This is a genomic window from Rheinheimera pleomorphica (assembly GCF_011634895.1).
In the GTDB taxonomy this organism is placed as follows: domain Bacteria; phylum Pseudomonadota; class Gammaproteobacteria; order Enterobacterales; family Alteromonadaceae; genus Alishewanella; species Alishewanella pleomorphica.
Genome location: NZ_SIRR01000007.1, coordinates 216,301 through 236,154, shown reverse-complemented (window position 1 = coordinate 236,154; position 19,854 = coordinate 216,301). Strand labels below are relative to the sequence as shown.

The 19,854-nt window shown below is 52.1% G+C and carries 21 protein-coding genes; 7 read left to right on the top strand and 14 right to left on the bottom strand.

What is annotated here, in order from left to right; translation table 11 throughout:
- Positions 1-14 precede the first annotated feature (14 nt).
- Positions 15-764 carry a pimeloyl-ACP methyl ester esterase BioH gene (bioH, locus tag EYB30_RS08150; RefSeq protein WP_241697999.1) on the bottom strand — a complete coding sequence of 250 codons (750 nt, stop codon included), beginning with the start codon at positions 762-764 and terminating at the stop codon, positions 15-17.
- Positions 765-809: 45 nt separating this feature from the next.
- On the opposite strand from bioH, the gene EYB30_RS08145 reads away from it, so the two are divergent.
- Positions 810-1,523 (top strand): ComF family protein, encoded by a 714-nt coding sequence (locus EYB30_RS08145; protein ID WP_241697998.1) that lies wholly within the window; start codon positions 810-812, stop codon positions 1,521-1,523.
- Here the strand turns inward: EYB30_RS08145 and EYB30_RS08140 are convergent.
- Positions 1,520-4,063 (bottom strand): M14 metallopeptidase family protein, encoded by a 2,544-nt coding sequence (locus tag EYB30_RS08140; protein ID WP_166838422.1) that lies wholly within the window; start codon positions 4,061-4,063, stop codon positions 1,520-1,522. The two genes, EYB30_RS08145 and EYB30_RS08140, sit on opposite strands and share 4 nt — an antisense overlap.
- Positions 4,064-4,188: 125 nt before the next feature.
- Here EYB30_RS08140 and nfuA point away from each other — a divergent pair, with 125 nt between their 5' ends.
- Entirely contained in the window at positions 4,189-4,767 is a 579-nt protein-coding gene (gene nfuA, locus EYB30_RS08135; RefSeq protein ID WP_166838421.1) for a Fe-S biogenesis protein NfuA, read from the top strand.
- Between the two features lie 82 nt (positions 4,768-4,849).
- Positions 4,850-5,866, top strand: a complete 1,017-nt coding sequence (locus tag EYB30_RS08130; RefSeq protein ID WP_166838420.1) for a polysaccharide deacetylase family protein — start codon at positions 4,850-4,852, stop codon at positions 5,864-5,866.
- Here the strand turns inward: EYB30_RS08130 and EYB30_RS08125 are convergent.
- From EYB30_RS08125 to EYB30_RS08105, 5 genes are read right to left on the bottom strand one after another with little or no spacing between them, the layout of a single operon-like run.
- A complete protein-coding gene (locus tag EYB30_RS08125) occupies positions 5,863-6,501 on the bottom strand; it encodes an SCO family protein (RefSeq protein ID WP_166838419.1) in 639 nt (212 codons plus the stop codon). The genes EYB30_RS08130 and EYB30_RS08125 overlap by 4 nt on opposite strands.
- Entirely contained in the window at positions 6,491-7,402 is a 912-nt protein-coding gene (cyoE, locus tag EYB30_RS08120) for a heme o synthase (protein WP_166838418.1), read from the bottom strand. Before cyoE ends, EYB30_RS08125 begins: the two co-directional genes overlap by 11 nt.
- The gene (locus EYB30_RS08115) at positions 7,399-8,457 is read right to left on the bottom strand and encodes a COX15/CtaA family protein (RefSeq protein ID WP_166838417.1); all 1,059 of its coding nucleotides are present in this window, start codon (positions 8,455-8,457) and stop codon (positions 7,399-7,401) included. Before EYB30_RS08115 ends, cyoE begins: the two co-directional genes overlap by 4 nt.
- The gene (locus EYB30_RS08110; RefSeq protein WP_166838416.1) at positions 8,454-8,969 is read right to left on the bottom strand and encodes a hypothetical protein; all 516 of its coding nucleotides are present in this window, start codon (positions 8,967-8,969) and stop codon (positions 8,454-8,456) included. Before EYB30_RS08110 ends, EYB30_RS08115 begins: the two co-directional genes overlap by 4 nt.
- Entirely contained in the window at positions 8,962-9,693 is a 732-nt protein-coding gene (locus EYB30_RS08105) for an SURF1 family protein (protein ID WP_166838415.1), read from the bottom strand. The genes EYB30_RS08110 and EYB30_RS08105 overlap by 8 nt, the downstream gene beginning before the upstream one ends.
- Before the next feature lie 26 nt (positions 9,694-9,719).
- Between EYB30_RS08105 and EYB30_RS08100 the strand changes: the two genes are divergently transcribed.
- Entirely contained in the window at positions 9,720-9,929 is a 210-nt protein-coding gene (locus EYB30_RS08100; protein WP_166838414.1) for a DUF2909 family protein, read from the top strand.
- A gap of 3 nt (positions 9,930-9,932) precedes the next feature.
- Here the strand turns inward: EYB30_RS08100 and EYB30_RS08095 are convergent, their stop codons facing one another.
- The 5 genes from EYB30_RS08095 to lexA form a co-directional block, all read right to left on the bottom strand.
- Positions 9,933-10,811 (bottom strand): cytochrome c oxidase subunit 3, encoded by an 879-nt coding sequence (locus tag EYB30_RS08095; RefSeq protein ID WP_166838413.1) that lies wholly within the window; start codon positions 10,809-10,811, stop codon positions 9,933-9,935.
- Position 10,812: 1 nt separating this feature from the next.
- A complete protein-coding gene (locus tag EYB30_RS08090) occupies positions 10,813-11,373 on the bottom strand; it encodes a cytochrome c oxidase assembly protein (RefSeq protein ID WP_166838412.1) in 561 nt (186 codons plus the stop codon).
- A 9-nt stretch (positions 11,374-11,382) separates the two neighbouring features.
- Positions 11,383-12,972: a cytochrome c oxidase subunit I gene (ctaD, locus tag EYB30_RS08085; RefSeq protein ID WP_166838411.1), complete on the bottom strand. Its 1,590-nt coding sequence runs from the start codon at positions 12,970-12,972 to the stop codon at positions 11,383-11,385.
- Between the two features lie 3 nt (positions 12,973-12,975).
- A complete protein-coding gene (gene coxB, locus EYB30_RS08080) occupies positions 12,976-14,046 on the bottom strand; it encodes a cytochrome c oxidase subunit II (RefSeq protein ID WP_166838410.1) in 1,071 nt (356 codons plus the stop codon).
- Positions 14,047-14,424: 378 nt separating this feature from the next.
- Positions 14,425-15,042 carry a transcriptional repressor LexA gene (gene lexA, locus EYB30_RS08075; protein WP_166838409.1) on the bottom strand — a complete coding sequence of 206 codons (618 nt, stop codon included), beginning with the start codon at positions 15,040-15,042 and terminating at the stop codon, positions 14,425-14,427.
- 141 nt (positions 15,043-15,183) lie between these two features.
- Between lexA and plsB the strand changes: the two genes are divergently transcribed.
- The gene (gene plsB / locus EYB30_RS08070; protein ID WP_166838408.1) at positions 15,184-17,625 is read left to right on the top strand and encodes a glycerol-3-phosphate 1-O-acyltransferase PlsB; all 2,442 of its coding nucleotides are present in this window, start codon (positions 15,184-15,186) and stop codon (positions 17,623-17,625) included.
- Here plsB and tesB read toward each other — a convergent pair.
- Positions 17,622-18,491 carry an acyl-CoA thioesterase II gene (gene tesB / locus EYB30_RS08065; protein ID WP_166838407.1) on the bottom strand — a complete coding sequence of 290 codons (870 nt, stop codon included), beginning with the start codon at positions 18,489-18,491 and terminating at the stop codon, positions 17,622-17,624. The genes plsB and tesB overlap by 4 nt on opposite strands.
- 70 nt (positions 18,492-18,561) lie before the next feature.
- Here tesB and EYB30_RS08060 point away from each other — a divergent pair, with 70 nt between their 5' ends.
- Positions 18,562-19,020, top strand: coding sequence for an EVE domain-containing protein (locus EYB30_RS08060; RefSeq protein ID WP_166838406.1), 459 nt, complete (start codon positions 18,562-18,564; stop codon positions 19,018-19,020).
- A 54-nt stretch (positions 19,021-19,074) separates the two neighbouring features.
- Positions 19,075-19,305 carry a hypothetical protein gene (locus EYB30_RS08055; RefSeq protein ID WP_166838405.1) on the top strand — a complete coding sequence of 77 codons (231 nt, stop codon included), beginning with the start codon at positions 19,075-19,077 and terminating at the stop codon, positions 19,303-19,305.
- A gap of 7 nt (positions 19,306-19,312) precedes the next feature.
- On the opposite strand, the gene EYB30_RS08050 is transcribed toward EYB30_RS08055, so the two are convergent.
- Positions 19,313-19,810: a hypothetical protein gene (locus tag EYB30_RS08050; RefSeq protein ID WP_166838404.1), complete on the bottom strand. Its 498-nt coding sequence runs from the start codon at positions 19,808-19,810 to the stop codon at positions 19,313-19,315.
- Positions 19,811-19,854 lie beyond the last annotated feature (44 nt).

Below are 19,854 nucleotides of genomic sequence, written 5' to 3'. Positions count from 1 at the left end.
AGGTCGCTGTTGCCTCAGATAGCGCCGGCTAACCAGTCCTGCAGCCAGTGCCTAAATGCTTGTGGGTGCGAGATAAAGGGGGCATGAGAGGCGTGCGCTGCCACGGTAAAACGGGCCTGCGGCTGCATTTGCTGCAACTGTTCTACCACGGCTACCGGCACCAAAGAGTCAAGCCGGCCATAAAAACCGGCAATCGGTAGCTTAAGTGCTGCAAAATCAGAGCGTAAATCAGCATGCAGCAACTGCAGTGCGCCTTCAATCGCCGCAGCTTGTGGCATTGGGTAGGCCATAATAGCCTGTTTTAACGTTTTAATATCATTACGGGCACTGCTGCTGCCCAGCGCCTGGATGGCCAGAAAACGCTCTATCGTCAGAGGCAGGTTCTGGCTTAACGCGGCGGCAAATTGTTGTAACACCGCCTGCTGCATGCCGGGCCAGTTATCCGCAGCAACAAAGCAGGGGGAGGCGCCAATTAAGCCTAACTGTTGCACTTTGTCCGGATAACGGCTGGCCAGTGCTATCGCCAGTAAGCCACCCAAAGACCAGCCACACAAATAGCTATTGTCGGGTATCTGTTTGGCCAGCTGTGCCACCACGGCATCCAGGCTATACGGCAGCGGATAATCGGATTGGCTACCAAAACCCGGCAGATCCGGAGTGATCAGCGTAACGGAATCGGCCAGCTGAGCGCGAATGCCTTGCCATACGCCCTGGTTTACACCCCAGCCATGCAACAATACTAAACCGGGTTTGTCAGTTGTCATTTGCCCTGCCATAGTTATCAAAATGTAAATTGAATAGGATTGGATTTGCTGATTGCTTTGCTCAACCACTTCGCCAGACTCTGGCACTGCCTGCTGCCGGCCAGTTGCTTGTGGTGCAGTTTACCGGTGCAGCGTTATGACCGCCAGCTTTGTGATGCTTGTCAGCAGGCACTGCCAGTCTTACCTTATGCGCTGTGTCACTACAACCTGATGTGGTTGCCGCAGGTAAGCCGCGGCCTGAAAAAACCGCGCTTTGACCAGCTACTCAGCCTGGCTTACTACCAACAGCCTTACCGGCATTGGTTGCAGCGCTGGAAATTTGCGGCTGATGCGCCGGCCGGCGACTTACTACAACAGCAGTTTGGTCACTTGTTGCGCCAGTATCAGCAGCAGGGGCACGCGCTGCCTCAGGCTATTGTTTACGCCCCTATGCATCCACGGCGCCAACGTCAGCGCGGTTTTAACCAGGCACAGTTACTGGCCCGGGTGGCGGCCAGCACACTGAATATTCCTCTACTGGATGTGTTTAGCAGACCGCAGGCGCTACCGCCACAGGTCGGCCTAAACCGCAAACAGCGGCAGCGTAACCTGCGCCAGGCTTTTGCCCTGCAGGCTAACGCCACCCTGCCAGCGACGGTGGCGCTGGTAGACGATGTGATTACCACCGGCGCAACCGCCAATGAACTGTGCCGTTTGCTGCGCCGCGCCGGTGTAAGCCATATCAGCTTGTGGACCCTTGCCGTGACACTTGATGTTTAACCGGCATCGGCGCTAAAGCTATGGCCAAGGTATAGCGCATTCACCAGCAAACGGCTGGAACCATAAAAATAGCCGCGAAATACCGGGTTGTCCGTCATTGCAATCACCCGGCCCCTGCCGGCATTGTGCGCCAGCAATACCGCACTTTGGCTGATGCGTGGCAGATACTCTGCAGCGGTATAGCCTGCCAGTTGCGGCGCCGTACTGTACAGTGCCACATTCACAAAAGGTGTGTTAGATGGCTGTAATAACAGTGTGCTGTTTTTAAACACCGGCAAAGTGGCACGGGTAAAGCCAAACGTCAGTGGATGCGTTAAGTCCAGTTCAGCCTGGTAAATTGCGCCGGCGATCCGCTGCTTACCGGCCAGTAGCTCTTTATCCTGATAAGACAGGTTATCGCGTGGGATCAGGCTAGTCATTTCTTCGCCTTGCCATACGCCCGCTTTTAACAAACCCGCTTTAGCCAGCCAGGCTGCGCCGCGCTTATGCCCCCACACGACGCCGCCTTGGTTCAACCAGTGTTGCAGCTGCTTAACCTCTGCCTCTTGCCAGCTGTGGTAATTGCCGTCGGGCAAAATCAGGTGGCTATAGTGGCTAAGATCGAGCTGCTTTAACTGCTGTGGATCGGCCATTGACGGCGACAGGCCAGCCAGCCGCTCCAGGTTGTACCAGGCTTCGCCTGCTTCAGTAGAGTTAATGCCCGGGCCTGCCATTAACAGGACTTTCGGTAGCTGAACCACGGCAAATTTATGGCTGCCCAAATCACTGCCATTGGGCGTTAAACCCGAACGGATGCCATGCAGCGGCACAGCAAACTGCTGCGCTATCCGCTGTAAACGGCTAAACCAATCAGCTTGCTGTTGCAAACCGGCGGCCAGCACCATGCTGCCTGCTGGCAGCGTGACCTCGCCATGAGCTGTCTGGGCACTAAACGCTGCCAGCGCAGCCCTTACCACCAGCTTTTCGGCCAGTAATGCCTGCAGCAACAGCGGCGCTTGCTGATCTTGCCAACTGAAGGCATAAGCATATTGACCAGGCTGCAGTGATGGTGCTGCCAACGGCTGGCTCTGCCAATCGGTGGTCAGCTCGGCAGAGGCCGGCTCTCGCCGTACGGCAGCAAACTGAATATTGTAGGCGTACGGCAAAGTCCAGGCAGAGACATCATAAAAGGTATTGTCCGGAAAGGTTTTTTCCGTGCTGAACATCGCTTTAATCAAACGATATTGCGGCTGCTGGAGCGGCACATAATAGCTGCTCAGCGCCGGATAGCTTTGGCCGTTATCATCCTGCCAGTCGTTGTTGTTGCGATACACCTGTACATGATGACGCTGCAGTACATCTAATAATGCTGCCAGCCGGGTGCTATCGGCACTCTCGGTCAACATATAGCCTTTAATTTTGCTATTACGTGCCTGCTGTAACGCCGTTTTATAAAACTCCTGCTGATAGGCCAACAGCTCGCTGCGCTTGGCCACTGCACCACGAATGGTCGACAGTGACGCCGTCAGCTGGTTTTGGATGGTCGCACCAAAGCTTAGCGGGCCATTAATACTGTCCTGTAAGTGACCACGGCTGCTGGCCTGCTCGAACAGTATGCCGACACTGCCCTGCACATCCGGGTAGGTTGAACCTTTACCAACATAAAAGTCATCGAAGCTCTCTTCGGTGTAATACAGCTGGTTGGCCTGATCAAAGGCGGCCGCATGATACTGGGCAATGGCACTGGTTAGCTCAAAATTGCGTTTTGGCGTCAGTGGATAATTACGGCTGGGAATACCCGGCTGGAAAAAGTAGCTGCTGTTAGTGCCCATTTCGTGGTAATCACCGACAACATTAGGCAGCCATTGCTGATACTGCGCTATACGGGCCCGGCTTTCCGGGTGCTGTAGTAACAGCCAGTCACGGTTTAAATCAAACCAGTAGTGGTTCGGCCGGCCATTCGGCCAGGGCTCGTTGTGTTCGCGGTGCTGCGGATCGGCCACTGCGCGGGCACCTTTGTGCATATTGGCCCACAACGCAAAACGGTCATGGCCGTCAGGGTTTAATACCGGCTGCAGTAAAATAACCGCATTGTCCAGCCAGTGTTTTACTTCATCGTTATCCGCCGCGGCAAGATACTGCGCCACTAACAAAGCGGCATTAGCGCCACTGGGCTCATTGCCATGCACACTGTAACCTAACCAGATAACCACTGGGGCATCGGCGGCTCTGGCCTCACCCCGGCGCGCAGCTGCAATATGCTGCTGCCGAATTTGCTCCAGCCGTTCCAGATTACGCTCTGAAGATAACACTAACTGCAGTAGGGGCCGCTGTTCGTGGCTGTAACCAATTACCTCCAGCTGGGCCCGCGGTGAGGCGGCGTCGAGCTGCTCAAAATAACGCTGGATTTGATCGTGCCGCACATGCCAGTCACCAACGGCAAAACCCAACGCCTGTTGTGGTGTCGGCAGCGTTGTCTGCTTTGGTGCCGGTACATAGTCTGTTGCCGCAACACTGCTAAAACTCAGCAGCAGTAGTATCAACCAGGTGGTGTTTTTCATAAATTAATGTCCTCTAAGCTGCGGCTACGTTAGCCAGATTGGGGGCAAAACTCAAGTGGGGCTGGCATCGCCGAAACAGGAGGAGTATCATAGCCATTAACCTAGTAATTTAGTCAGGTACTATTATGATTACGATTTCTGAACAGGCACAGCAGCACTTTGCCAAGCTGTTAGCGAAACAGCCAGAGGGCACCCATATTCGGGTGTTCGTGGTTAACCCGGGCACGGCACAAGCGGAGTGTGGCGTATCTTACTGCCCGCCGGATGCGGTAGAAGACACCGACTTAACCCTCAACTTCAGTGGCTTTGACGCCGTGGTCGATAGCGAAAGCCAGCCGTTTCTGGTAGACGCTGAGATCGACTTTGTCACCGATCAGATGGGTTCGCAGCTGACACTAAAAGCGCCGAATGCCAAAGTACGCAAGGTGAGTGACAATGCGCCATTACTAGAGCGGGTGCAGTACGTAATTGATAGCGAAATTAACCCACAGTTGGCCAACCACGGTGGCCGTGTCAGCGTGATGGAGCTCACCGCCGATGGCGTGGCAGTATTGCAATTTGGTGGCGGTTGTAACGGCTGTTCACAAGTGGATTTGACGCTAAAAGAAGGTATTGAAAAAGAGCTGCTAAACCGCTTTAGCGGCGAGCTCAGTGGCGTACGTGATATTACCGAGCATCAGCGCGGCGAACACTCGTACTACTAAGCCTGCACCTGACCGCAGCTGCCTTTGTTTCCCGCTTGTGTTATAAAATGACCTGGTTTTATCACACTGGCGGGTTCTGCTTATGAAGTTATTGTCATTTTTCTGTCTCGTGCTTATCAGCCTGCTTTGGCCGGTGCAGGCCGCCGTAATGCTGATTTATCATCATGTCGCCAGTGATACGCCCCGTGTCAGCAGTGTCACGGCCGAAGAATTTCGCAGCCACCTGCAATACCTGAAAGCGCATCAGTTTCAGGTTATCGGTTTGGATGTATTGCTACAGCAATTGCGCCAGGGTAAACCGGTTGCCGACAATGCGGTGGTGATCACCTTTGATGACAGCTATGAGAATAACTTCACCACCGCCCACCCGCTACTGCAAGAGTTTGGTTATCCTTACACCATTTTTATCAGCCCTGGCAGCATCGACAAAGGCGATGGCCCATTACTGAACTGGCAACAGGTGAAACAGATGTCGGATGACGGTGTGCTGGTGGCCAACCATGCCATGTGGCACGAGCATATGGCCAGGCCCGAGGCCGGCGAAAGCCAGGCACAGTGGCGGCAGCGGATGAAGCAAAGCATATTGGCAGCCGAGGATAAAATTGAGCAGGTAACCGGGCAGCGCCATCAATGGCTGGCTTACCCTTACGGTGAGTACAGTGTAGCGCTGGAGCAATTGGTCAGTGAACTGGGCTTTATCGGTATAGGGCAGCACTCTGGTGCCATTGGCAATAGCAGTGTATTAACCCGTTTACCGCGCTTTCCCGCGGCTGGCCGCTATGCTGATCTGACAGACTTAGCACAAAAACTACGAACGCTGGCCTTTACCGTTACCGATGATCATGGCGTTAACCCTGTTATCGCTGACAGCAACCCGCCTCAGCTTAAGCTGTCGTTAACTATCGACGACTTTAACCGCCAGCAGCTGCAGTGCTTTGCCGGTACAAAAGTGCTTAAACCCGTCTGGTTAGATGATGATACCTTTAGCGTTAGTGCCACTAAGCCATTATCCGCTGGCCGCAGCCGCTATAACTGTACAGCGCCATCATTAAGCAAAAAGGGCTATTTCTACTGGTACTCTCAGCCCTGGCTGAATTAAACCTGCAATTTAGCCAGCACCAACGGAAAATCAGCCAGCAGCTGCTCAGCGTCAATCACCGGCAGCTCGCCAGCCTGCATCGGCGGTTTAAACATCGCCACCAACTGGCCCTGCGGGTTAATCAGCACCACTGAGGCGCTATGATCGACCAGATAGTTCTCGGCGGTGGTGCTGCTAAGCGCATACATCAGGCCTAGCTGACGCACGAACGGGAATAACTGATCGTGGCCAGCGGTCATGCCCAGTACATTCGCCTGTTCAAAATAACTGACATAATTATTCAGCTGCTCGGTGGTGTCGCGCTTGGGATCTACCGAAATAAACCAGACCCGTAATGGTTGTTCAACCAGCGCGGCAAGTTCAGGCTGTACCCCGGCCAGTTTCGCCAACGTCAACGGGCAAATATCAGGACAATAAGTGTAACCGACAAAAGCCAGCGTCCACTGGCCATACAAACGTTCGCGGTTAACCAATTCGCCGTGTTGATCGGTCAGGCTAAAATCGGCCAGCGCCCGGGGTTGTGGATACACCAGCGCCAGTTTTGGCTCAGCACGGGTGGCAGACAACTGATACAGCATAACACCCGCCGCTAAGGCAGCAGCGGCGAGCATAATATACGTCAGGTTACGGAACATAAATGGGCGATACCTTAAAATAGTGGTCCACGAGTAACAGCAAAAATAATACCATCAGGTGCACAATAGAAAACTTAAATGTTGCCATAGCAGTACCGGCATCCGGGTTAAACTTTAACTTCCAGGCATATTGCATAAAACGCAGATTCAGCAGAGCACTGCCCAGCAAATAAATAGCACCGCTCATACCAACCAAGTACGGCATCAGGCAGACAATAAACAACAGCACCGTATAAAGACAGATAACACTTTTGGTAAATTCTATACCGTGCGTCACCGGCAGCATCGGCATATTTACTTTGGCGTAATCGTCGCGCCGGTGAATAGCCAACGCCCAAAAGTGTGGTGGCGTCCAGGCAAAAATAATCATCACCAGCAGTAGCGCGTGGCCATGAATATCACCGGTAACCGCCGTCCAGCCCAGCAAAGGCGGCATGGCACCGGCCAAACCACCAATGACGATATTTTGCGGCGTAGCGCGTTTTAAAAACATGGTATACACCACAGCATAACCAAACAAGCTGGCCAGTGTCAGCCAGGCGGTTAGCGCATTGACCAGGCTATACAAAATAACGAAGCCGCTAAGCGCCAGCGCAAACGCAAAGCTGCTGGCCTGCCGCGTATTAATACGGCCTTTAGCCATCGGCCGGCTGTAGGTGCGCGCCATTTGCGCATCAATACGCTGGTCTACCACGTGATTCATTGCCGCCGCTGCTGCCGACAACAAACCAATGCCAACCGTCGCTACCAGCACTGTCGCTAAATCAGGCAAACCCGGCACTGCCAGCATCATGCCAACCCAGGCCGTTAGCACCAGCAGTGCCACCACTTTGGGTTTGGTCAGCTCCAGGTAGTCGTGTGCCCGGCTGACGCCGGTTTTCGCTCTGAGGGCTGCAGTCATATTGCCTCCTTGCCGGTTAGGGTATTAAGTGCCTTGCCATTGTGACTCAGCGTGTCGACGCTTGCCCGGTGTGCTTTGGCACCATAGCGCAGCTGCATATAAATAACGACCAACAACATCAACAGATTGGCGGCAACAAAATTATGCGCCACAGCATTGGCCAGCGGTAAATGCAGCACTACATTGAGCACACCCAGGCTAAACTGCAGCGTCAACAGGGCCCCTGCCGCCAGTACCAGCCGCCGTATTGCAGCGCTGCTGCTATGACGCCACAACTGCAGCAAAAATGCCGCTACGGTTAGCAGCGTCACTACAGCGCCCAAACGGTGGAAAACATGCACCGTTTGCCGGGCTTCAGCCGACATCACGCCGTACTCGTAATCGTCATGGCCTAAGTGCAAATCAAAAGCTTCGCTAATGTTTAAACGTTGCTGCCAACCGGCTTCGCAAATTGGCAAGTCAATACAGGCCAGGGCAGCATAATTGGCCGCGGTCCAGCCACCCAGCGCAATCTGAACCAGCAGCACCAGTATGGCCAGCACAGCAAAGGGGCGCAATGACGGCGGTTGTGGCTGGCGCAACTGGTACTGTGGGTGTAACCTCAGCCAATGTACCGCCAGCAGGCAAAGCAAGCTAAAACCGCCGAGTAAATGACCCATGACTACCAGTGGCAGCAAATTCAGCGTGACGGTCCACATGCCCAGTGCGGCCTGAAATACCACCAGCGCCAGCAATACTGAGGGCAGCTGCTTCGGACTTTGCCGGTTAAACATCGCCACAAAAAAGATTGCCGCAATCAGCAAGCCCAGGCTGCCGGCAAAGTAGCGATGCACCATTTCGTTCCAGGCTTTGTGCGGCTCTAGCGGCCGCTCGGGAAAGGCTTGTTGCGCCGCTGCGACATGGTGTTCCTGTACCGGTACTTTTAAAAAACCGTAACAGCCTGGCCAGTCCGGGCAACCCAGGCCAGCATCGGTTAGCCGGGTATAAGCGCCAAGTAAGATCACAGCCATGGTTAAAAAAATGGCGATAGTCGCCAGCCATTGTTGTTTTTTCATACGCTGGTCCGATCGTAATTAAGTAATTTTAGTAAATCCTGCCGGATAGCTTTCGCCGTTGGCGCCATATCCGTGTCGGCTGCAGGCAGCGGATAACTGAGTAACACCAGGCCTTGCTGGTCGATAAGTAAAATCTGCTGTTGCAAACTGGCCGGTATTGGCTGGCGGGCCTGCTGACGCACTATGCTGCTGTAATCCGCCGGTAGTACCTGTTCACCGAGCAATAGTGGCTGCACATGCTGTTGCTTGCGTCCCAACCCCAGATACAATTGCTGCACCGTAAACAAAGCCTGTAAACAGCGGGCATCGCAGCCGTCAGCAGAGGGCGCTACAGCCAGGCGCCAATGGGCTTTATTTGTGGTGGCCGGCAATAAAAACACTTCATTTTTCTGCCACTGGCCGTTACTGGATACGCCACCGTTAAACCAGCCCATTTCCAGTACCAGTTTAGCTGCCGCTAATGGCACCACACAGCACAGTACAAACAGCAGTAAAAACTTCTTCTTAGCCATGTTCCGCTCTCCCCTGATGACTGGCTGCCAGCGCCACCCCCAGCACGGCTACCGCCAGCAAAAACCACTGCAGCGCATAACCCCGGTGTTTTTCCGGCGGTAACACCACCGGCTGATAATGTGGAATAAACGGCGTGCCTTGCTGCTGATACAACACCGCTTCAAACAAGGACAAACCGCTGAGCTGCGACAGCTCAGCGTAAGCCAGCTGCTGGATCCGCATTGGCCATTGCCCGCTGTTTTCCACGTTTTGGCCCAGTAACATTAAGCCGTCAACATCCACCCGCAGCAAACCATTCAGGCTAAATTCTGCGGCAATGTCAGGCTGAGGCAATCTGTCGCGGCTACCGGTGCCGGCCAGCCAACCTAAGTTGACCAACAAAGGCCGGGCTAACCCTGCCGCCTGCACCGGCACAACAACGTCATAGCCAACCTTACCATCCACTATCTGGTTATCCAGCAACCAGATGTACGGCGCCAACCAACGCGCCTGTCCTTGCAGCGGCGCACCATCAATATCACTGGCTGTTAAAGCGGCCAATTGTGCCGGCTGCAAAGCGCCATCAGCCTGCAATTGCGCCAGCCGTTGCAGCTGCCCGGTTTTCTCACTGGCGCGGCTTAACTGCCACCAGGATAAGTTGATTAATATTAAAAAAGCGGTCAGAGTGAGGCAAAACCACAGGCCGTTGATAGCGAAAATATGCTGTACCAACTTAATGCGCATAACGACACACCAGGAGGCAGTAACCCATGTTGATTAAACTTATTATCATCGCACTACTACTTTTTATTATTGTTAATCTGGTACGCGCCGGCCTGGTGATGCTGAAACCGACCCAACCCGAGGTTAAAATGTCGCGTTTTCTCGGCCGCCGGGTCATGTTTTCTGCAATAGTCCTGCTGCTTATCTTTGTGGCACAGGCATTGGGGCTGATCGAAGCCAACCCCAGGCCCTATTAGCGCTTAAAGCACATAAACAAACACATACAGACACAACCACACCACATCAACAAAATGCCAGTACCAGGCCCCGGCCTGAAACGCGAAATGTTTTTCCGGCGTAAAGTGGCCTTTTAATACCCGCAAAAAGATAAACAGCAGGATAATGGCCCCCAACGTGACGTGCATACCGTGAAAACCGGTGAGCAGGAAGAAGGTATTACCATAAAAACCTGACGCCAGCGTTAAGCCAAGGTCGCGGTAAGCATGGATATATTCATATACCTGTAAGCTTAGAAAGGTTGCGCCTAACAGCAGCGTTAACAACAACATCAGTTTCAACTGCCCACGCTTATTCTGCTCCAGCCCGGTGTGAGCAAAGTGCAGCGTTATCGACGACACGACCAGAATCACAGTATTAATTAACGGCAAACCCGTAGCTGGCATTGCCTGGGTTTCAATACCGCCGGGCGTTTTTAACAGCGGCCACATCGCCTCGAAGTCAGGCCAAAGTATCGCGAAAGTCATTGCATTGTTACTGCCGCCACTGAGCCAATCCAGCGCAATAACGCGGCCGTAAAACAAAGCGCCAAAGAATGCCATGAAGAACATTACTTCAGACAGAATAAACCAGCTCATTCCCTGGCGGAATGACCGGTCCATTTGAGCGCTATATAAGCCATTCATCGACTCGTCAATCACGTTTTTGAACCAGCCAAACAGCATAAAAATCAGCACAACAAAACCGGCAGCCAGCATATAACCACCGAAACCCGGTTGTTGTTTTGTTACTTCGTTAACATAGTTACCCGCGCCAAAAGCAATTAAAAACAGCGCCACAGCGCCGACTATCGGCCATGGGCTTTGAGCGGGAACATAGTATTTTTCATAGGTTTTATTCATGTTATTCCCCAAGTTGGGATGGCTCTGCGCTATCACCGCGCCATGCGCTGGTCACATCGTATAATGTATATGACAGCGTAATGGTACTGAACTGGCTTGGCAGCGCCGGATCCACGTAAAACTGTAACGGCATCAGCATGTTCTTACCGCCCGCTAACTGCTGCTGGGTAAAGCAAAAACACTCTATTTTGTGAAAGTATAAAGCAGCCTGACCAGGCGACACTGACGGTACTGCCTGGCCAACGATCATGCGGCCGGTCGGATTTTCAGCCAGATAATTCATAATATGAATTTCCCCCGGGTGCACCGTCATGCGGGTGACTTCGGGCTTAAACACCCAGGGCATCTGTTTATTTGGCCTGGCGATAAACTCAATCACTACCTCACGGCTGGTATCAATTTGCGCAGCTTCTGCGGTTGCCGCAGTTACCGCCGTCTTGCCATTTAACCCGGTCAGGTCACAAAATACGTCATACAAGGGCACCAGGGCAAAACCAAAGCCGAACATCGCCAGCGCTGTAATGGCTAACTTAACGGTTAAAGGTTGATGTTTCAGTGCCATTGCCTGCTCCTACTTAATCACCGGTGGTGTGTCAAAGGTATGATAGGGCGCTGGTGAAGGCACTTCCCATTCTAAGCCCTCAGCCCCTTCCCATACCTGCGCCGTGGCTTTTTCGCCGCCACGGGCGCATTTCACCAGCACCCAGACGAAAATCAGTTGCGAGGCACCAAACAGGAAGCCACCAATACTGATAAAAGCATTAAAGTCGGCAAACTGCAGCGCGTAATCCGGAATGCGCCGCGGCATGCCAGCCAAGCCAACAAAGTGCATCGGGAAGAACAATAGGTTGACCGAGATCAGTGAGCACCAAAAATGCCACTGCCCCAGCTTCTCGTCATACATATTGCCGGTCCATTTCGGTAACCAGTAATAAGCTGCTGCAATAATAGAGAACACCGCGCCTGTTACTAATACGTAGTGGAAGTGCGCCACCACGAAATACGTATCATGATACTGAAAATCTGCTGGGGTAATCGCCAGCATCAAACCGGAAAAACCACCTATGGTAAACAGTACAATAAAGGCCAGCGCAAACATCATTGGCACTTCAAACGTCATCGCACCACGCCACATGGTTGCCACCCAGTTAAATACCTTAACCCCGGTCGGCACCGCGATCAGCATAGTGCAATACATAAAGAACAGCGCTCCCGCTACCGGCATACCGGTGGTAAACATATGGTGCGCCCAAACCAGGAAAGACAAAATGGCGATACTGGCGGTGGCATACACCATAGAGGCATAACCAAACAACGGCTTACGGGCAAAGGTAGGTACTATGCTGGATACGATACCAAAGGCCGGCAAAATCATGATGTAAACTTCCGGGTGACCAAAGAACCAGAAAATATGCTGGAACAACACCGGGTCGCCACCGCCGGCAGCATCAAAGAAACTGGTACCAAAATACTTGTCGGTCAGCACCATCGTCACCGCACCGGCCAGCACCGGCATCACCATAATCAATAAGAAAGCGGTAATTAGCCAGGTCCAGACAAACAGCGGCATTTTCATCCAGGTCATACCCGGAGCGCGCAGGTTAAAGATAGTCACGATAACGTTGATCGCGCCCATAATTGACGAGATACCCATGATATGCACCGAAAACACAAATAATGCTGTGCTGTCACCGCTATAGGTGGTCGATAACGGTGCATAGAAAGTCCAGCCGAAACTGGGGCCGCCACCTGGCATAAACAATGAAATCAGCAGGATCAGAAAAGCGAACGGCAGGATCCAGAAACTCCAGTTATTCATCCTTGGCAGCGCCATATCCGGCGCCCCTATCATCATCGGGATCATCCAGTTAGCCAGGCCGGTAAAGGCCGGCATTACCGCACCAAACACCATAATCAGGCCATGCACTGTGGTCATCTGGTTAAAAAAGTTTGGTTCAACAAACTGCATACCGGGCTGGAACAACTCTGCCCGGATCACCATCGCCATGGCGCCACCAATAAAGAACATGATCAGCGCAAACACCAGATACATGGTGCCGATATCTTTGTGGTTAGTGGTATAGAACCAGCGCTTTATGCCGCTGGGTTTATGGTCATGATGCTCGTGATCATGCTCATGATCTGTCACTACTGCACTCATCCGTTATTCCCCTTTACTTTGCATGACGGCATGCACATCAGCAGCCTGCACCAGTTCGCCGGTATTGTTACCCCAGGCATTTCGCTCATAGGTAATGACGGCGGCAATTTCTTTTAAGCTCAGCTGCTTGGCATAGGCCTGCATAGCAGTGCCGGCTTTACCGTTTAGTACGATATCAATATGGCCGGCCATATCATTTAACGCCATACTACTGCCTTTCAGCGCCGGGAAAATACCAGGCAAGCCTTCGCCATTGGGCTGGTGACAAGCCGCGCAATAAGCAACATAGGTGCGCTCCCCCACGCTCATCAGCTCATCCATGCTCATGTTCATTGCCAGCAGCTCCTGCTCTTCCGCTTTGGCTTTAGCGATACGCTCAGCTTCACCGTCTAACCATTGCTGATAATCGGCGGGCGCTTTCGCGATAACCACTATCGGCATATAGCCGTGATCTTTACCACACAGCTCGGCACACTGGCCGCGATAGGTACCGGGTTCTTCTACCCGGGTCCAGGCCTCATTAATAAAACCGGGGTTAGCATCTTTTTTCACCGCAAAAGCCGGTACCCACCAGGAGTGGATCACGTCATCAGAAGTCATCAGGAAGCGCACTTTCTTGCCGGTAGGGATCACCAGCGGACGGTCGACCTCAAGCAGATAGTTCTCGCCCTTGGCGAATTTATTCACTATTTGCTCTTTTGGTGTGGCCAGCAACGAGTAAAACTCAACATCGGTATTTAAATATTTGTAATGCCATTTCCACTGCGAACCGGTCACCAACACAGTGACGTCAGCCTCTGTGGTGTCTTCCATTGCAATCAGGGTTTTGGTGGCCGGAATGGCCATAACAATCAGAATAATTACCGGTATAGCGGTCCAGAGTATTTCTACTTTGGTACTTTCATGGAATTGGGCAGGCTGCACACCGCGCGCTTTTCGATGGCGTAAGATAGACCAGAACATGATCCCAAACACCACTGCACCAATAACACAACAGATCCAGAATATTGTCATATGCAGGTCGTACACCTGCTGACTAATTTCCGTTACGCCTTTAGTCATATTTAAAGGCATATCCGTTGCATTAGCTGTTGCAGCTAAAAGCAGGGTTGGCAGCGACCAACGAAGACAACGCGTTTTCGTCACTGGACTTCTCCTCTGTCATTTTGCAAAGCAAACTGCAGAAACTAAGTACACAGTACTACACGGTTCCTACTCACCCACACCGAACCTATGCCTGAAGTTTCATCAGTTTATTATTGTTATTGTAAGTGTCGGCTTCGGGGCTAGCGCTGAAGCCGGAACTGACCCTGTTGTTATTATTTAATCAGTTTCAGCCTAAGAATTATCCAAATCGTGGCCAGTGTAAACCCCTAAATAACAAAAGCGCCGGCAAACCTCAGTGGTCATACCAGCGCTTTTTAATAAATAACTTACTGAGCTTAGTACAAATTATAACCAACTGCCGTTGCGAATCACGCCTACAGCCAGGCCCTCAATAGCAAAATGCTGCGCCCGCAAGTCCACTTTAATCACATCAAACTCTTTATTTTCCGGCTGTAGTAGTACTGTATTCCCCTCACGCTGAAACCGTTTTACCGTTACATCCTCATCCACCCGCGCGACGACAACCTGGCCCGGCTGTGCCTGACTGGTTTTATGCACGGCTAATAAGTCGCCGTCCAGAATACCAATATCTTGCATACTCATGCCCTGTACCCGTAACAGAAAGTCAGCATGCGGTTTAAATAAATTGGCATCGACCTGGTAATAATCCTGCACGTGCTCGGTTGCCAGTATCGGCTGTCCGGCGGCCACTTTACCAATCAGCGGTAAGCCCAATTGTTCAGGCTCATCAGTGTCGACTAAGCGGATACCACGCGACGTGCCGGGCATCATTTCAATAACCCCTTTTTTTGCCAATGCTTTTAAATGTTCTTCCGCCGCGTTGGCCGATTTAAACCCCAACTGCTGTGCTATTTCAGCCCGGGTAGGTGGCATGCCGCTGTCCTGCTGATAATCTTTAATTAATTGCAGTATTTCTGCCTGACGTGGTGTAAGTGGTCTCATAGTGCTGGTTACCTGTACAGTGAATACTGTGAGTATATACAGGCGTGTTACAAATGCAAGTGTGTGTCACTAACCATAATTTTCCATAGTGCTGCGCCGTGCTATGCTACGCCACTTTGTTAACTGGGGGATGAGATACTTATGTTTCGGCCGGTAAAATTGTTTGCAGCCTTATTAAAATGGCCAATCTGGCCGCTGCTGAAGTACAAAATTGTGCCGGAGCACCCCGTGACGGAGCTGGCACTGGACCCGGGCAGGCCGTTATTTTATATCTGCGCTACCGAATCTGCCGCTGACTTCGCCGCTATCCGCCAGATATGTGCTAAATTGGGGTTGCCCGACCCGGCGGCTGACGTCAGCCTGCACGGCAGTCTGCACCCACGCACCTTGTTCCTCGAGAAACCGCACAGTTTACTGTTTAAACGTGGCCACACCCATGCTTTGGCACAGGGGCAAGCGTTATTGCAAGCACATCTGGCTGATCCGGCCTTGAATGCTCAGTTGGTACCGGTAGCCTTGCTATGGGGCCGGGCACCGGGTAAAGAAAACAGCATCAAGTGGCTACTCGGTGAAGCCCATGCGCCTAACTGGCTGGCAAAACTGCTGATCGTGCTGATCTCCGGCCGCCATACGCTGGTGCGTTTTAGCCGGGCCGTGTCGTTACAACAAATGGCAGCACAGTTTGGCGCCAGTGAAACCACAGCACACAAACTGCTGCGCATGTCGCGCTTTCACTTTTATCGCCAGCGTTTGGCGGCGACAGGCCCCAAGCTGGTGAACCGTGCCCAGCTGTTTAACGCCTTACTGGCCGCGCCAGCATTAAAAAAAGCCATTGACGATGAAGCCAAAAGCAAACGCATTACGGTCAAAGCCGCGCGACAGGAAGCGCGTAAATTGCTGTTGGAAATTGCAGCTGACTACCGCGCCTCTACCTTAAGGGTCGGCGACAGGGTGCTGCGCTGGCTGTGGAACAAGCTGTATAAAGGAATTAAAGTTAATAATGCCGACATGCTGCGTGAACTGGCGCAAAAAGGCCATGAAATTGTCTATGTGCCCTGCCATCGCAGCCATATGGATTATCTGCTACTAAGTTACGTGATCTATCAGCAAGGTTTAGCACCACCGCATATTGCTGCCGGTATTAACCTGAATTTCTGGCCAGCCGGGCCGATTTTCCGCCGCGGCGGCGCCTTTTTTATCCGGCGCAGCTTCAGTGGCAACAAGCTGTACTCGGCGGTATTTCGGGAATATCTGTGTCAGTTGTTCAGTAAAGGCTACTCGGTTAAGTATTACACCGAAGGTGGCCGCAGCCGCACCGGGCGCTTACTGCAACCGAAAACCGGTATGCTGGCGATGACGCTGCAGTCGATGTTACGTGGCATTGAGCGGCCGGTTACGCTGGTACCGGTGTATCTGGGCTACGAACATGTGATGGAAGTAAACACTTACCTGCGTGAATTAAAAGGCTCCGGCAAACAAAAAGAATCGGTGTGGGGCGTGTTAAAAGCCATCCGTAACCTGCGCGATTATGGCTATGGTTATGTTAACTTTGGTGAGCCCATTACCCTGAATACCTATTTAAGCCAACAGGTACCTGACTGGAAACACAGTATTCACCCACTGGAAGTACAAAAGCCACAGTGGTTAAATCCGCTGGTCGGGTCTTTGGCTGACCATATTATGCAACGCATTAATCAGGCGGCGGCGCTAAACAGTATTAACTTACTGGCGCTGTGTTTACTGGCCACCGAGCGCCATACCATGGCTCGCAGCGAACTAACACAACAACTGGCGTTTTATCTGCAGTTGCAGCGCGCTGTGCCTTATCATCAACAAGTTAGCGTGCCGGAAGAAAGCGCCAGCGAACTAATCGATCACGCATTAAGTCTGCAAAAGGTGCAACAGCACAATGATAGCTTTGGCGCCCTGATCAGCTTAAGTGACGATAACGCCATTCTGTTAAGTTACTACCGCAACAATATACTGCATCTGTTTATACTGCCGGCCATTATCGCCAGTGCTATCCTGCATCAGCGTAGTGTCAGCCAGCAGCAGCTGAATGCTGTGATGCAACAACTGTACCCAATACTGCAGCAAGAATTATTTATCGAGCTCAGCTCGCCAGAGCTGTACTGTAATGCTGTACTGCAGCATCTGGTTGACACCGGTCTGGCCGTGCAACAGCAAGGCGGTTACTGTGCACCACCACAACACAGCCAGGCTTTTTCGATGCTGAGCCTGCTGGCGCACAATGCCGAACACAGCCTGCAACGTTATGCCATGGTGCTGCAACTTATTCAAACCCAGGGCCCGCAAAGCCGTGCCGAGCTGGAAAAACACAGCCACCAGCTGGCGCAGCGTTTACTAAGCCTGCATGGTATTACCGCACCGGAGTATTATGACAAACAGCTGTTTGCCACGTTACTCAATGCGCTAAAAGACAAAGGTTACACCCAGACCGATGAGCACAGCCGGGTCAGTGCTACGCCGCGCTTAGCACAGCTGAATGACACTATCGCCGGATTACTGCGCAGCGAAGTGCTACAAAGCATTCACAGCATAGTGCCGGCAAGCGACGACTAACGGCTGCTGGGGTAAGCGCGGATCACGCCTTCCTGAATAGTCGATGCGACTAAAGTGCCGGCCCGGTTATAAAACTGGCCGCGCACTAAGCCCCGGCCGCCTGAAGCGCTGGGGCTGTCTACCGCGTACAGCAACCAGTCATCAAAACGAAAGTCCTGATGAAACCACATTGCATGATCAATAGTGGCGACCTGCATATTCGGCGCCATAAAAGACTTACCGTGCGGCTGCAATGCTGTAGGCAGAAAATTAAAATCTGAGGCATAAGCCAGCAAGTATTTGTGCACCCGCAAATCATCTGGCATAGCCCCATTAGCTTTAAACCAGACATAACGTTTAGCGGCGCTAATTTGAGGCTTGAACGGATTCTGAAAATCTACCGGTCGCATCTCGATCGGTTTTTCACAAATAAACTTACTGCGCAGGCTTTCCGGAATTAAGGCTGCATGTTGCTGATAAAATTCCAGATCAGAGACTAACTGCTCCGGTCCTGGCACCTGCGGCATGGTGTCCTGATGTTCAAAACCGCTTTCCTCGGCCTGAAATGAGGCTGTCAGGTAAAAAATCGGCTTGCCATATTGAATGGCGCTAACCCTACGGGTACTAAAACTTTTACCATCGCGGATATTCTCCACTTCATACACTATCGGCCTGGCGGCATCGCCGGGGCGTAAAAAGTACGAGTGAAATGAGTGCACCTTACGATCTTCGGCAATGGTTTCCTTAGCGGCAGACAACGCCTGGCCCATCACCTGGCCGCCAAATACCGCTTTAAAACCCAAATCCTGGCTCTGGCCGCGATACAGGCCCTGCTCTATGGTTTCCAGCTTTAACAATGCCAGTAAATTCTGTAATACCTGACTCATGGCTGCACCCTCAGTTCCGTTTAACTAATCTAAAGTGGTATTCTGCCGCAAACAACGGAGATCAGCAAAGATGGCTAACTGGTTATTTAAAACCGAACCTGACGAGTGCAGTATTGACGATTTTGCCAACGCCCCCGACACCCCAATCGTCTGGGAAGGCGTGCGCAATTATCAGGCACGTAATATGCTTCGTGATCAGGTACAAAAAGATGATCTGGTATTGATTTATCATTCCAGCTGCAAACTGATCGGAGTAGCTGGTATTGCCAGAGTCGTGCGGCCAGCTTATGCGGATCCGAGCCAATTTAATACTGCAAGTGTCTATTTTGACGCGAAATCTTCGCCAGATGCACCGCGCTGGGTGGCAGTAGACCTGGTATTTGTCGAAAAACTGCCGGCGCTTATCCCACTGGACAAAATAAAAAGCTCGGCTAAGCTCAATGGGCTGCCATTAGTACAAAAAGGCAGCAGACTGTCTGTTATGCCGGTAACAGCGGCCCAGTGGCAGCATATTTTGCAACTGGGTTAAGCGGCATAGCCGATGCCACCTGAAACCTGTTATCCCTGATGGTTGGAGCCTGCTATGTCTACTGAACGGCGCCAGATGGATAAGGATATACATTTTTTCTGGGACGATCTGAGTCTGGCACAGAAATTTTCTGTCGCGGAATTACAACGCTTTGGTTACGACTTATTGTTTGTCCGTCACCATACGAACGGCCGACTGGCCGTGCTGGCTGCGGGTACCAAAATGGCCGCTATTGATACAGACGGCCAAATTGATACTGAACCCCAGGTGGTGTTAAGACACTGACAGCAGGTTAAAGGCTGCTGACATTCGCGGCGGCCTCTTCACTGGCCAGCGCTGCAACTACACTGCACAGCTGAATAAACGCCATAACACTGTTGGCCTGCCACAAGCTGGTCAGGCGGCTGTGTTTTTTCATCATCTGCTCGAGTTGGCTGTTGTCGATATCGGCATGCTGACGCAGTTGGCTTTTTATCACCTGCTGCGGGGTCGCAGCTTTATCGCAACACTCTTTGACGACCAGCGGCAGGCTAAGGCACAGCATTCTGGCTAGCTGGGTTTCTCTGGCACTTAATACCGGTTTCACCGGCTGTAACAATAACTGCTGCTCCAGCACCATCTTTTGCTGCTCTGCCAGCTGATAAGCCGCTTGCTGCAACCGCAGTGATTCCTGCTCACGTAGCTGCAGTTTTTTTTGCAAAACCTTGTTGGTTTTTCCCATTTGCTCGGTTTGCCATAAGATATACAGCAACACCAGCGCCAATACCGCAACAACGAGTATCCACATCATGCGAAATCTTATCCCTGTTTACTAACCGGCACGATAAGCCTTTA